The sequence below is a fragment of the Mycolicibacter longobardus genome (genome assembly GCF_002102265.1).
GTDB lineage: Bacteria > Actinomycetota > Actinomycetes > Mycobacteriales > Mycobacteriaceae > Mycobacterium > Mycobacterium longobardum.
This window is the reverse complement of sequence record NZ_LQPG01000059.1, coordinates 1-13,747: the sequence shown is the minus strand read 5'-3', so window position 1 is coordinate 13,747 and position 13,747 is coordinate 1. Positions and strand designations below refer to the sequence as shown.

Here is a 13,747-nt window from a genome sequence, read left to right as displayed (position 1 = left end):
AATGTCAGCCAGCGCAGACGAATCCGTACATCCGACGGTGCGCAAAGCCGCCGCGTGGGCCTGGCGCCTGCTGGTGTTGTTCGCCGCGGTAATGGTGGTACTGCTCGTCTTCCGGCGGCTCGAGGTGATCGTCGTCCCGGTGTTGGTGGCGATGATGATGTCGGCGTTGCTGCTGCCCGGCGTCGACTGGCTGGACCGCCGCGGGGTGCCTCGCGGCCTGGCGGTGTTCCTGCTGCTGCTCTCCGGTCTGGCGGTGCTCGCCGGCCTGCTGAGCTTCGTGGTGGACCAGTTCATCGATGGGGTGCCGGAGCTGGTCGAACAGGTCACCCAGATAGTCAACTCGACCCAGCGCTGGCTGATCGAAGGGCCGCTGCACCTGAGCAGCGAGCAGATCGACAGCATCGGCGACACCGTGGTCACCGGGCTGCGCAACAACCAGGCCAAGCTGACCAGCGGGGCGCTGTCGACGGCCGAGACCGTCACCAAGATCTTCACCGGCGCCTTCGTCGTGCTGTTCACGCTGATTTTTTTCCTCTACGGCGGCCGCGACATCTGGCGGTTCACCGTCAAGATCTTCCCGAGCGAGGTGCGCGACCGGGTGCACCGGGCCGGGATCGCTGGCTTCGAGTCGCTGATCGGCTACGTCCGGGCCACCTTCCTGGTGGCGCTGGTCGACGCCGTCGGGATCGGCGTCGGTCTGGCGGTCATGGCCGTGCCGTTGGCGCTGCCGCTGGCCTCCCTGGTGTTCCTGGGCGCGTTCATCCCGCTGGTCGGTGCGGTGCTCACCGGACTGCTGGCGGTGCTGGTCGCCCTGATCGCCAAGGGCTGGATCTACGCGTTGGTCACGTTGGGGCTGATCATCGCGGTCAACCAGCTGGAGGCCCATGTGCTGCAGCCGCTGGTGATGGGACGCGCCGTCTCGATCCATCCGCTGGCGGTGGTGCTGGGCATCTCAACCGGCGGAATCCTGGCCGGCATCGTCGGTGCCCTGCTCGCCGTCCCGACGATCGCCTTCATCGACCGAGCGGTGCGTGCGCTGATCGGTTCGCCGGCCTCGGACCCGCCTGATATCCCGGATGACGCCGATGCTCCGGTGCCGGAAGTCGCCTCGGAAACCGCCGACGACGAGCTCAGTACCGGCCCTCCCGACGCAGCAGCTCAGCAGCGCTGAGGCCGCCGGTGGCACCGCGCCGCTGAGTACTCTGCGGGTTGCCCTCCGGGTCGTCGCCGGCCTGGTCGCCGACAGCGGTGAACTTCTCGGTGGCAGGGTTCTCGGGATCAGTCGGAGCGCCCTGAGCGGGGATGGCCGTGGTCGGGGCGTTCTCGGTGTCCTCCGGGCCGCCTGCTGAGCTTCCGGCGTCCGCTGTGGTCCCCGGCTTCGGCAGCGAGCGGGTCCGCTCGTCGGACGGCTCCGGATCGGTGTCGGTCTGCCGGCCGCGGCGACCGCCCCGCAGCTCGCCCAGCCAGGACTCGATCTCGCGGTCGGTCCCGGCCGAGCCCGGCACGTCCTTGCCGGGGGACTCCACCCGCTCGGTGGCCGGGTCGGCAGCCGAGAACCGGGTGGTGGGAGGTTCATCCGGGCCGGTGGTGATCCGGTTGGTTCGGGCGCCGGACGGGTTGCCGCTCACCGGCCGGGTCGGAAGCTGTTCGGCGGCGCGTGCCCGTGCCTGGGGTGCTCTTCCGGGCGCGGGGTGGGTGGGGTCGTGGGTCGGGCGCGGGGCCGCAGCTGCGACCGGGGCCGCAGCTCCCACCGGGGTCGGCTCGACAGCCCCGGGTGCGACGCGGCGGGGGACCCTGCGCCGTTCGTCGGGCAGCCGGATCTCGCCGAGCCCGATCCGATTCTGGAGGCGCTTCATCCAGCGCGGCGCCCACCAGCAGTCGTCGCCGAGCAGCTTCATCACCGCCGGCACCAGGAACATCCGGATCACGGTGGCATCCAGCAGCAGCGCGGCCATCAGGCCGAACGCCAGATACTTCATCATCACCAGATCGGAGAACACGAACGACGCGGCGACCACCGCGAGGATCAGCGCGGCCGCGGTGATAAGCCGGCCGGTGGTCGCGGTGCCGATCCGGATCGCCTCGGTGGTCGACATCCCGGATTCTCGTGCCTCCACCATTCGGGAGACCAGGAACACCTCGTAGTCGGTGGCCAGGCCCCAGCCCACCGCGACAACCAGCGCGATCACCACCACCATCAGCGGCGTGGGGGTGAAGTTCAGCAGCCCGGCGCCGTGGCCGTCGACGAACATCCAGGTCAAGATGCCCATGGTCGACCCGATCGTGAGCGCACTCATCACCGCGGCCTTCAACGGCAGCACCAACGACCCGAATGCCAGGAACATCAGCAGCGTGGTGGTGATCAGCAGGATCACCAGCATCAGCGGCCCCTTGTCGACCATCGCGTGGATGCTGTCCTGCTCGAGCGCGGGGGTTCCGCCGACCAGCACCTCCAGGCCCTTGGGTGTGCTCATGGCGCGCAGTGCCTTGATCTTCTGCGCGGCATCGTTGCGGTTGATCAAGCCGTTCTCGATCACCCGGACGGACGGATCCTTGGAGGCCCCGGGCAGGTACGGGCGTTCCTTCCACATCCCGGCCGGGTCGTCGTCGGGGACCACGAACCCGCTGATCGACATCGCCCGGTTGCGGATGTCGGCGACCTGTTGGTCGCTGACCGGCTTGTCGGCGTCGCTCTTGATCACCAGCGTCAGCTTCTCGGTGCGGAAGCCGGGGAAGATCTCGTCGAAGTGTTCCTGGGCCACCCGGGCGGTGTTGTCCGGCGGCAGATACTTCTCGCTCATCCCACCGAACGACAACTTCCCCAGCGGGATGATCAGCAGGATCATCGCGACCACGATCGGGATCGCGAACGCCAGCGGCCGCTGCATCACGTAGTTGACCAGCTTGCCCCAGAACCCGGCCTCGACCTCTTCACGGGTCTTGGTCTTCTGGGTCTTCTCGGCGAACCAGCCGATGATGCGGTTGGAGAACTCCCAGTCCCGCAGGAACGGTATCCGGTAGAGGGTACGGACTCCGAGGGCGTCGACGTTGTTGCCGAGCACACCCAGAATGGCCGGCAGCAGGGTGATCGACAGCAAGGCGGCCAGCCCCACCGAGGCGAAGAAGGCGTAGGTCAGCGAGTGCACGAATCCCTGCGGCAGTACCAGCAGGCTGGCGCAGGAGGCGATGATCAGCACCGCGGAGAACACCACGGTGCGCCCCGCCGTCATCACCGAGCGCCGGACCGCCGCCTCGGTGTCGTAGCCCTCGGCGATCTCTTCGCGGAACCGGCTCACCACGAACAGCCCGTAGTCGATCGCGATACCCAGACCGATCAGCGAGACCACCGGTTGGGCGAAGAAGTGCACCGGCCCGAAGTGGGTGGTGAGCTGCAGGATGCCGGTCGCCCCGGCGATGCTCAAACCACCGACGATCACCGGCAGGCTGGCGGCGATCACCCCGCCGAACACGAAGAACAACACCACCGCCACCAGCGGAAGCGCCAGCACCTCCATCCGCTGCTGGTCGCTTGCGATGGTTCCGGTCAGGGCGTTGGCGATCGGCTGCAGGCCGCCGAGTTCGGCTTTGCCCCCGTCGAGTCCCTGCAGATCCGGTTCGACTGCCTGGTAGTTCTTCAGGATGGTGTCGTCGTCGTCGCCCTTGAGCTGGATCGATGCGAAGGCATGCTTCTTGCTCGCGTCGGCCATGTTGCTCAGCGCTTCGGGATTGGTGAAGTAGCCGACCCAGCTCAGGATCTGGTCGGGGTGGTCGTCTTTGACCTTGTTCAGGCCGCTTTTGACCCCCTCGAACCACTGCTTGTCGTCGACGGTCTCGCCCTTCGGGGCGGTGAACACCGCCACCACGTGGCTGGTCCGGTCCCGGCCGTAGACCTCGTCGCCGACGATCGACGCCTGCACGGACTGGCTGCCGTCGTCATAGAAGCCGCTCTGGGTGACGTGGTCGCCCAGGCTCATCCCGTAGACGCCACCGCCCAGGCAGAGCGCCACCATCACGCCGATTACGATGAACCGGTAGCGGTATACAGTTCGACCCCACCAGGCGAACACCTATACGCTCCTCACTAAAGTCTGTTGAGACATCTTTGGCGACCCGCGCGTCCTCTTCAGGCTCTCCAGTTTGTCACTCTCGCGAGGTCAGCAGGGAGCTCAGCGGCCGGAACGGCGGGAGCCAGGCCCCTTGTTCCGGCAGCGAATCCAGGCTGATTCGCGGCAGCCGCTCCCGGAACACACCAGGGATGTCTTCCAAGTCGACGAACTCCAAGGTATCCGAGGCTAGCGCCCAGCTCGCATGTTCGCGAAATCCGAGCACGGACACGGCTACGCCGAGCCCGCAGAGTTCCTCCAGCGGTTCCCGGAACGCCTGACCGTCGGCGGAGGCCACCGCCACCGCGGCCAGTCCCTGGTCTTTCCGCAGCGCGATGTGCTCGAGCATGTCGGAGTCGACATCACTGTCCTCATCGATCTTCGGCTTGGCGAAGACGGCGAAACCCACGTTGCGCAACGCCTCCACCCACGGCCGGACGACGTCGGCGCTGCCCGGCGCGATGTTGGTGAACACGGTGGCCTCGGGCTCGACCCTGATCTGCGGGTGAGACGCCGCGATCTCCGCCGTGCGGTTGAGCAGCCAGCGGCCCAGCGCGTCGAATCGGGGCCGTTCCACCCCGGTCGGACGCCGGCCCAGGATCGCGCCCAGGCCCATGTCCAGGTTCGGGGCGTCCCACACCAGCAGCACCCGGCGGGCGGGTTCGGCGTCAGCGGCCGGGTCGGTGCCGGCCGGACCGGCATCCAGCTCGGTCTTCAAGCCGGGGCCGGTCATCAGATTCGCTCCCAGACGAACTCGTTGATCACGCTGCCCGCATCGCGGCCCTTTGCCTCGTACTTGGTGGTGGGGCGCGCGATCGAGATCGGTAGGCCAGTTCGCGTGGGAGCGTCCGTGACCCGGCGCAGGCGCGGTTCGCCGTCGCCGGACTCGGCGATCTGCACCGCGTAGTCGGCATGGTCGGTCGCCGCGTGCAGCACCCCGCCCGGTTTCAGCCGGTCGGCGATCAGGGCCATGGTCGCCGGCTGCAGCAGCCGCCGCTTGTGGTGGCGCGCCTTGGGCCACGGGTCGGGAAAGAAGACCCGCACGCCGATCAGCGACTCCGGCGCGATCAGGTGTTCGAGCACCTCGAGGCCGTCGCCGCGCAGCAGCCGGATATTTCCCAGGTGCTCGCGCTCGATCGCGCACAGCAGCTGCGCCAGCCCTCGCTCGTAGACCTCGACGGCGATCACATCCAGGTCCGGCTCGGCCTGGGCCATCGCGACTGTGGAGGTCCCGGCTCCGCAGCCGATCTCGAGCACCACCGGCGCGTCGCGGCCGAACCAGCGCTGCGTGTCCAGCGGATCGGTGCGGTCGGGTTGATGCGGCGGTCCCAGCTTCGGCTCTCCTCCATCGAGCCTCGCTGAACCGCCGGTCCCGTCCGGGGGCACGACGTCTGCGCCCAACTCGGGCCAGAGCCGTTCCCAGGTCTGGCGCTGGCCCGCGGACAGCGCGGAGTGCCGGTAACGGACGCTGAAGTTTCGGAAACGGCGCGGACCGGGGGTTTCGAAACCGGGGGCGCCCGGGACGTCCGATGCCGTCTCGACGTCGCGCGGGGCATGCATGCAGTCCATGGTCGCTCATGGACCCACGTGTACCCACTTCGCGGTCCACATTGATACCCAACAGTTGCCTAAAGACTGTTGCCTGCGGCAGGCAGGTGACTCGCATCCCTGCGGCGCAGCTGACACCATTGCCTCCGGGATGGGCTGATTACGCGATGCGGGAGGCATTGGTCGTGACACAGGGGCACCAGCTGTTCGCCGATGCGCTGACCCAGCTGGCCGCCGAGATCTCCGATCCGCGGTTGTCGGCGATCGCCGCGGACATCACCGCACCGCTGCGGGTCGCGGTGTCCGGCCGGCGCGGGGTCGGCCGGCGCACCGTTGCCGCGGCGCTGGCCGCCGCCGGGGTGCGCATTGCCGGGCGGTCCGGTTCGGACGCCGACATGACCGTCCATGTCATTGCCGAGGTGGTGAAGCCGGAGGACGTGGAAGACGTTGCCGTTCGGCAGGACACCGGGGACCGGTCGGTGCTGGTGGTGCTGAACAAGGCAGACCTGGCGGGGCACTGCGGCGCCGCGGGCGCCGCGGCGGCGATGCGGGTACCGGTCGAGCCGATGTCGGCGCTGTTCGCGCTGGCCGCGCTGGGCGATCGGCCGGGCGCAGGGCTGGACCGCGGACTGTGGGAGGTGTGTCGGCAACTGGCAGAGCAGCCTGGCGACCTCAGCTCGGCCGGGCAGTTCGTGAGCTGCCCGCACCCGGTGCCGCGACCGGTACGCGAACGGCTGTGCGCCGTGCTCGACCTGTCCGGGATCGAGCGGATGCTCGAGCTGGCGCGGCAAGGTGGCACCGCGGGGCGGGCCCGGACCATGCTGCGCCGGCTCAGCGGCATCGACGGCGTCGTCGAACGCCTGGCCGCGATGGGTGCCGGCCCGCATCATCGGCGGATGTCGCAGGCGGTGGTGCGGTTGGAGGCGATGGCCGTCGGTGACTCGCGGATCGATGAGTTCCTGGTCGCCGACGCGGCGGTCGCCGCCCGGATGACCGCGGCGGCAGCCGTGGTCCAAGAGCAATGGGTACCGGATGAACCGGCACTGCGGCGGGCGCGGCGGTGGCAGGCCTACCGAGGCGCACCGGTCGGTGCCGCCCAGCGCGCCTGCGCCGTAGACATCGCCAGGGGATCGCTGCGGGCGTGGTCGGCGACGCGGGGCCTGCCATGACCGCTGAACCCGGCGATGACCCGGCCGCCCGGGTGGATGCAATGGTGGCCGAGATCGCGCCCGGCGCGCGTCCGCCGGCGGTGCGACGCCGCGACGTGGTGGCAGTTGCCGGGCCCTGGCTTTCCGGGGTCAGTTCGGTGGCGTCGATCTTGGCCGAGCGGCTGCCGCAGTGGCTCGTCCTGGAAGCCGCCGAACTGGGGCCGGCGGAGGTGCCGACGGCGGTGGTCTTCGTGGTGTCGGCGGCTGCTGCCCTGACCGAGTCGGACTGTGCGCTGCTCGATGCCGCGGCCGCCCACACCGACGTGGTGATCGGCGTGGTGTCGAAGATCGACGCACACCGCCAGTGGCGCGAGATGCGGGAGGCCGCTCGCGAAACCCTGGCCGGCTACGCGCCGCGCTACCGCGACGTGGCGTGGGTGGGGGCGGCTGCGGCGCCCGAGCGAGGCGAGCCAGCTGTCGAGGACCTGGTGGCCGAACTGCGCGAACAGCTCGGTGACAGCGAAGTGCGACGGCGAAACCGATTGCGCTCGTGGGAGTTCCAGTTACGCAGCGACGCCGAACGGATCGACCGGGACGCCCGCGCGGACGGGCGGCGCGCCCGGGTGCGGCTGCTGCAGGAGCAGCGCGACCAGGAGGTGCGGCAGCGGCGGATGTCGAAATCGGAGCGGGTGATCGCGTTACGCAGCCGCATCGCCCAGGCGCGGGTGCAGCTGTCCTATTTCGCCCGCAAGCGATGTTCCTCGGTGCGCAGCGAGCTCGCCGAGGACGCCGCGGGCATGACCCGGCGCCGGCTGCCCGAGTTCGAGGCCTATGTGCGTGACCGGCTGGCCGAGGTGGTGGCGGAGGTCGATCAGGGGGTTACCGAGCATCTGGCCGATGTCGCCCACGAACTGGGCCTTGCGGGGGAATCCGCCGCGGTTCCGCAGACCGGCGTGCACCCGCCGGTTCCTGCGATCGAAACCGGGGAGCCGGCACTGAAGTCGCGGCGCCTGGAGACCCAATTGACGACGCTGCTGGGGGCCGGCTTCGGACTTGGGGTGGCGTTGACGCTGAGCCGGCTCTTCGCGCACCTGGCTCCGGCGTTGACCGCGGCCGGTGCGGCCGGATGCGTTGTCGTCGGGGTGGCGGTCACGGTGTGGGTGGTGCGCATCCGCGGGCTGCTGCGTGACCGCGCGGTGCTGGATCGTTGGGTGAGCGAGGCCGTCGACTCGCTGCGGGCCAGGGTGCAGGAGCTGGTGGCCCTTCGGATGGTGGCCGCGGATTCGGCACTCACGGCCGAACTCACCCAGCGCAATGAGATCGAAGCGGCCCGGGCCGCCGACCGGATCGCCGGGCTGGATCGGGAATTGCGCGAACATGCGGCCGCGAGCGCCCGGGCCGCCGCAGTGCGTGATCGCCAGCTGCCGACCCTGCGGCGGGCGCTGAATGCGGTGCGGTCTGAACTCGGCGGTTCAGCGAGGCTCGACGGAGGAGAGGCGAAGCTGGGACCGCCGCATGAACTGGGTGAATCCGGTTCCGTTGACGCCGGGGAGGCGGTCGCGGGTTAGCCGGGCTTCGAGCCCGTTCGACGCCCGTTTCGACCCGCGCAGCTATCCACGGTAACCTCTTATTTAATGACGGTATAAGAGGTGAGCAGCGGCGCGCATCAGCGGCAACGCCACCAAGTGACACAGGTTACACAGGAGAGCTCAATGACCTCAGCGACCATTCCCGGTCTGGACGCCGCCCCCACCAAACACAGCGGGTTGCTGGCCTGGGTTCGGGAGGTCGCGGAGCTCACCCAGCCCGACCGGGTGGAGTGGGCGGACGGTTCCGAGGAGGAGTGGAACCGGCTGATGGCCCTGCTGGTGGACTCCGGTGCGGCAGTCAAGCTCGACGAGAATAAGAAGCCCAACTCCTACCTGGCGCTCTCCGACCCCGCCGACGTCGCCCGGGTCGAGTCGCGCACCTTCATCTGCAGCCAGACGCCCGAAGGCGCCGGCCCCACCAACAACTGGATGGACCCCGACGAGATGCGGGCCACCATGACCGAGCTGTACCGGGGCTGCATGCGTGGCCGCACCATGTACGTCATCCCGTTCTGCATGGGTCCGCTGGGCGCCGAGGACCCCAAGCTCGGCATCGAGATCACCGACTCGCCCTACGTGGTGGCGTCGATGAAGGTGATGACCCGGATGGGAACCGCGGCGCTGGAGAAGATCGGCACCGACGGCGCCTACGTCAAGGGCCTGCACTCGGTGGGTGCCCCGCTGGCCGACGGCGAGCAGGACGTGCCGTGGCCGTGCAACTCCGAGAAGTACATCACCCACTTCCCGGAGACTCGCGAGATCTGGAGCTACGGTTCGGGTTACGGCGGCAATGCGCTGCTGGGCAAGAAGTGCTACGCGCTGCGGATCGCCTCGGCGATGGCCCACGACGAGGGCTGGCTGGCCGAGCACATGCTGATCCTCAAGCTGATCTCGCCGGAGAACAAGGCTTACTACGTGGCGGCGGCGTTCCCGTCGGCGTGCGGCAAGACCAACCTCGCGATGATCCAGCCGACCATCCCGGGCTGGCGGGCCGAGACCCTCGGTGACGACATCGCCTGGATGCGGTTCGGCAAGGACGGCCGGCTGTACGCGGTGAACCCCGAGGCGGGATTCTTCGGGGTCGCGCCGGGTACCAGCCGCAGCTCGAACCCGAACGCGATGATCACGCTGGAGGCGGGCAACACCGTCTACACCAACGTCGGCCACACCGACGACAACGACGTGTGGTGGGAGGGCATCGACGGGGACACCCCCGCGCACCTCACCGACTGGAAGGGTAACGACTGGACGCCCGAGTCGGGAACCCCTGCCGCTCACCCGAACTCGCGGTACTGCACCCCGATGTCGCAGTGCCCGATCCTGGCGCCGGAGTGGGACGACCCGCAGGGCGTGCCGATCTCGGCGATCCTGTTCGGCGCCCGTCGCAAGACCACGGTGCCGCTGGTGAGCCAGGCCCGCGACTGGCAGCACGGGGTGTTCATCGGCGCCACCATGGGCAGCGAGCAGACTGCCGCCGCCGAGGGCACCGTCGGCAAGGTCCGCCGCGACCCGATGGCGATGCTGCCCTTCATCGGCTACAACGCCGGGGACTACATGCAGCACTGGATCGACACCGGCAAGCACTCTGATGAGTCCAAGCTGCCGAAGGTGTTCTTCGTCAACTGGTTCCGCCGCGGCGACGACGGCCGCTTCCTGTGGCCGGGCTTCGGCGAGAACAGCCGGGTGCTCAAGTGGGTCGTCGAACGGGTCGAGGGCACGGCCGGCGGTCGGGAGACCCCGATCGGCACCGTGCCGACCGCTGCGGACTTGGACCTCGACGGCCTGGACGTGACCGCGGCCGACGTGGACCAGGCGCTGATTGTGGACGCCGACGAGTGGCGCGCCGAGCTGCCGCTGATCGAGGAGTGGTTCGAGTTCATCGGCGACAAGCTGCCCACCGGCCTGCGCGATGAGTTCGACGCTCTCAAGCAGCGCCTGGGCTAGAAGCCCTTTCGCCGGGTGACCGCCGGCCCGGAGTGACGCCACCACTTGACAGCCGTCAAGTTTGGTTTCAGTACAGTCAGCGCATGCAGATTCGCGAACATCTCGGCGCCGACAACCCAGCCGTCATCCTGCACCCTTCCGGCACTGTCATCACCTTCGCCGAGCTTGAGGCCCGCGCCAACCGGTTGGCACATTTCTTCCGGGCGGCCGGGCTGGCCGAGGGCGACGTGGTCGCGATTCTCATGGAGAACAACGAGCACATCCACGCGGCGATGTGGGCCGCGCGGCGCAGCGGCCTGTACTACGTGCCGATCAACACCCACCTGACCGCCGCCGAGGCCGCCTACATCGTCGACAACAGCAACGCCAAGGCGATCCTCGGCTCGGCGGCGCTGCACCAGACCTGTGCGGGCTTGGCGGCACATTTGCCGGCCGGCCTGCCGGCGCTGCGGATGATCGCCGATGATGACCTCGAGGGTTGGTTGCGCTACCCGGAATGCGTTGCCGACCAACCGGATACGCCCATCGATGACGAGATCGAGGGTGATCTGCTGCAGTACTCCTCGGGCACCACGGGCCGGCCCAAGGGCATCAAACGCCCGCTGCCGCATCTGCCGCCGGCCGAGGTGCCCGGGTTGATGGCGATGCTGGTCTCGGTGTGGATGGGGCCCGGCGCGGTCTATCTGAGCCCGGCGCCGCTGTATCACACCGCGCCGTCGGTGTGGTCGATGCAGGTGCAGGCGGCGGGGTTGACCACCGTCGTCATGGAGAAGTTCGACGCAGAGTCCGCTCTCGACGCGATCCAGCGCTACCAGGTCACCCACGGTCAATTCGTTCCGGCGCATTTCACCCGCATGCTGAAACTTCCTGCAGCGGTACGCGATTCGTATGACGTGTCCAGTCTCAAGCGTGTCATGCACGCTGCGGCCCCATGTCCGGTGGAGATCAAGCAGCAGATGATCGACTGGTGGGGGCCGATCGTCGACGAGTACTACGCCTCATCGGAGGCGCACGGCTCCACGCTGATCAGCGCCGAGGAGTGGCTGGCCCGCCCCGGTTCGGTGGGCAAGCCGATGTTCGGTGCGGTGCACATCCTCGACGAGGACGGCAATGAGTTGCCGCCCGGCCAGGCCGGCGAGATCTACTTCGAGGGCGGCAACGTTTTCGAGTACCTCAACGACCCTGAGAACACGGCGAAATCGCGTGACACACATGGTTGGACGACCGTCGGCGACATCGGCTATCTGGACGACGAGGGCTACCTGTATCTCACCGATCGCCGCCACCACATGATCATCTCCGGCGGGGTCAACATCTATCCGCAGGAAGCGGAGAACACGTTGGTCACGCACCCGAAGGTGCTCGACGCCGCCGTGTTCGGGATTCCCGACGAAGAGATGGGCCAGAGCGTCAAGGCCGCTGTGCAGACCGTCGACCCCGACGACGCCACGCCCGAGTTCGGCGCGGAGCTGCTCGCATGGCTACGGGATCGCTTGGCGCACTACAAATGTCCGCGGTCGATCGCATTCGAGGCGCAGCTGCCGCGCACCGACACCGGCAAGCTGTACAAGAACGAACTGGTGGCGAAGTATTCGGCGTGACGCATCGCGTCGAGCCGACGGTCAGGACGTGGTGCCGGGCGTACCGGGTGCTCCCTGGACGCCGGATTCCCCGTGAACGGTTCCGGGTCCGCCTGCGCCGCCGGGGCCGGCCAGGCCCCCGGTAGCTCCGCCGCTGCCGTTGCCTCCGTTGCCGCCGTCTCCGCCGTCTCCGCCGTTGCCGCCGAATCCGACCCCGTGTCCGCCGAGACCGCCACGTCCGCCGCTGCCGCCGACGCCGCCGTCGCCGCTGGCGTCTCCGCCGTTGCCGCCGGCCCCGCCGTCTCCGCCGTCGGCGCCATAGGGGCCGACGATCACCGAGGTGTAGCCGCCGCCGGCGCCGCCTGCGCCGCCGGCCCCGCCTCGGCTGCCGGTTCCGGTCGCGTCGCCGCCTGCGCCGCCGTTGCCGCCATCGCCGCCGCCGGCCGGGTCATCGCTGCCACCGATCTTGCCGCCGGCGCCGCCTGCGCCGCCTGCTCCGCCTCGGCTGCCGGTTCCGGTCGCGTCGCCGCCTATGCCGCCATGCCCGCCGTCGCCACCGCCGCCGAGTAGCTGACCGCCGTCTCCGCCGCGGCCGCCGTTGCCGCCTGCTCCGCCTGTTCTCCCGTTGCCCTCGGCGGCACTGCCGGCGCCTCCGGCGCCACCGTCTCCGCCGCTGCCGTAGAGGTAGTTGCCGTGGCCGCCGTTGCCGCCGTTGCCGCCGGAGCCCCCGTCTTCGGTGCCGGCTCCGCCGTGGCCGCCGTTGCCGCCGTTGCCCCAGAAGTTGCCACCGTTGCCGCCGTTGCCGCCATCGGCACCCAGGCCTCCCGCGCCGCCGTTGCCGCCGTTGCCGAATCCGCCGCCGTTGCCGCCGTTGCCACCGGCCACGCCTTCGATGTCCGAGGACCAGCCGTTGCCGCCGTCACCGAACCAGAGCCCGCCGGCGCCGCCATCGGGGTTGTCCTCGGTGCCGTCGACACCGTTGCAGATCACACCGCACGCGCCCTGGGTCAGCGGCGCGAACAGCGGGTTGATCAGATTGCCGAGCTGCTGGCCCGACGGGCTGTCGATCCAGTCCTGCATGGTTTGGTGCAGCCACTCATAGAAGCTGCCCATGCCGGTCGCGTCCGCGCCCAGCGGCAGCGCGTCGGCAGCGGGGTCGAACCCGTCGAGGGCCGCGGTGGAGGCGCCGCCATCGTCCTCCGGAAATCCGAAGAGCGGGCTGAGCAGATCCACAACCCAGTCGAATTCGTCCGCGTGAGCGGACGGCGCCGGTGACACCGGCGCCAGTCCGAGCGCGGCCAGCGCCGCCAGTGCCGGCACCGCCCGCCAGACCCGTTGACCTGGGGCGACACCGTGTGGCGCTCGACGCTGCACGACCTCGGTGCGGTGAAGCTGCATTACAGATCAACCTTCCGGTGTCAAATTCCGGGAATCGTGACGGTCCCAGGCAAAGCTTGCCGGGTTTCAGGATAGCTGAGCAATCCGACGGATAGATTAAACCACCAGTCTGTCTAAGCAGGTAAACCAAGCATTTCGTATGGTTCGATGTGGAACGTCGGTGCATGTTGGTGGACACGCGGGGATTTAGTCGCTACGGTTAGCGCCCATACGACCATGTACACAGCTTCATATAAGCATTGACAAGGTATATGCAAAGAGGAAAGGGGCCGTCAGCGATGGCACAGGATCGACGCGAAGAGCGAAGGACTCGACGGAGAGGATCGCGGCGGCGTGACCGCGCGATCGGAGCGGCTGCCTCGGTCGGGGCTTTCCTGGCGTTCGGGATGGCGCCGTTGGCGGCTGCACCGGCGGCACAGGCTGACGACTTCGGTCTG

Annotated in this window: 8 protein-coding genes and 1 pseudogene; 5 read left to right on the top strand and 4 right to left on the bottom strand. The window is 68.9% G+C overall.

The window, feature by feature from the left end; all coding sequences use genetic code 11:
* Position 1: 1 nt before the first annotated feature.
* Positions 2–1,171 carry an AI-2E family transporter gene (locus tag AWC16_RS23090; protein ID WP_085267037.1) on the top strand — a complete coding sequence of 390 codons (1,170 nt, stop codon included), beginning with the start codon at positions 2–4 and terminating at the stop codon, positions 1,169–1,171.
* Here the strand turns inward: AWC16_RS23090 and mmpL3 are convergent.
* The 3 genes from mmpL3 to trmB form a co-directional block, all read right to left on the bottom strand.
* Positions 1,131–4,067, bottom strand: a complete 2,937-nt coding sequence (gene mmpL3 / locus AWC16_RS23085) for a trehalose monomycolate exporter MmpL3 (protein ID WP_085267036.1) — start codon at positions 4,065–4,067, stop codon at positions 1,131–1,133. The genes AWC16_RS23090 and mmpL3 overlap by 41 nt on opposite strands.
* Positions 4,068–4,140: 73 nt before the next feature.
* Complete coding sequence (locus tag AWC16_RS23080) at positions 4,141–4,836, bottom strand: NYN domain-containing protein (RefSeq protein WP_109561557.1); 696 nt, start codon at positions 4,834–4,836, stop codon at positions 4,141–4,143.
* Positions 4,836–5,663, bottom strand: coding sequence for a tRNA (guanosine(46)-N7)-methyltransferase TrmB (trmB, locus tag AWC16_RS23075; protein ID WP_085267063.1), 828 nt, complete (start codon positions 5,661–5,663; stop codon positions 4,836–4,838). The genes AWC16_RS23080 and trmB overlap by 1 nt, the downstream gene beginning before the upstream one ends.
* 173 nt (positions 5,664–5,836) lie before the next feature.
* Between trmB and AWC16_RS23070 the strand changes: the two genes are divergently transcribed.
* From AWC16_RS23070 to fadD4, 4 genes are all read left to right on the top strand, one after another.
* A complete protein-coding gene (locus AWC16_RS23070; RefSeq protein ID WP_207572398.1) occupies positions 5,837–6,820 on the top strand; it encodes a hypothetical protein in 984 nt (327 codons plus the stop codon).
* Positions 6,817–8,367, top strand: coding sequence for a coiled-coil domain-containing protein (locus AWC16_RS23065; protein ID WP_234812402.1), 1,551 nt, complete (start codon positions 6,817–6,819; stop codon positions 8,365–8,367). Before AWC16_RS23070 ends, AWC16_RS23065 begins: the two co-directional genes overlap by 4 nt.
* 144 nt (positions 8,368–8,511) lie before the next feature.
* Positions 8,512–10,332: a phosphoenolpyruvate carboxykinase (GTP) gene (locus AWC16_RS23060; RefSeq protein WP_085267034.1), complete on the top strand. Its 1,821-nt coding sequence runs from the start codon at positions 8,512–8,514 to the stop codon at positions 10,330–10,332.
* An 83-nt stretch (positions 10,333–10,415) separates the two neighbouring features.
* The gene (gene fadD4 / locus AWC16_RS23055; protein ID WP_085267033.1) at positions 10,416–11,933 is read left to right on the top strand and encodes a fatty-acid--CoA ligase FadD4; all 1,518 of its coding nucleotides are present in this window, start codon (positions 10,416–10,418) and stop codon (positions 11,931–11,933) included.
* A gap of 459 nt (positions 11,934–12,392) precedes the next feature.
* Here the strand turns inward: fadD4 and AWC16_RS25815 are convergent.
* Positions 12,393–12,962: pseudogene (locus AWC16_RS25815) on the bottom strand (PGRS repeat-containing protein); the annotation flags it as partial.
* Positions 12,963–13,747: the final 785 nt, after the last annotated feature.

What these genes read in the sequence shown, in the direction of transcription:
- fadD4 (WP_085267033.1), top strand. Translation starts at nt 10,416, where the DNA reads ATGCAGATTCGCGAACATCTCGGCGCCGACAACCCAGCCGTCATCCTG.
- AWC16_RS23090 (WP_085267037.1), top strand. Translation starts at nt 2, where the DNA reads ATGTCAGCCAGCGCAGACGAATCCGTACATCCGACGGTGCGCAAAGCC.
- AWC16_RS23060 (WP_085267034.1), top strand. Translation starts at nt 8,512, where the DNA reads ATGACCTCAGCGACCATTCCCGGTCTGGACGCCGCCCCCACCAAACAC.
- trmB (WP_085267063.1), bottom strand. Translation starts at nt 5,663, where the DNA reads ATGCATGCCCCGCGCGACGTCGAGACGGCATCGGACGTCCCGGGCGCC.
- AWC16_RS23065 (WP_234812402.1), top strand. Translation starts at nt 6,817, where the DNA reads ATGACCGCTGAACCCGGCGATGACCCGGCCGCCCGGGTGGATGCAATG.
- AWC16_RS23080 (WP_109561557.1), bottom strand. Translation starts at nt 4,836, where the DNA reads ATGACCGGCCCCGGCTTGAAGACCGAGCTGGATGCCGGTCCGGCCGGC.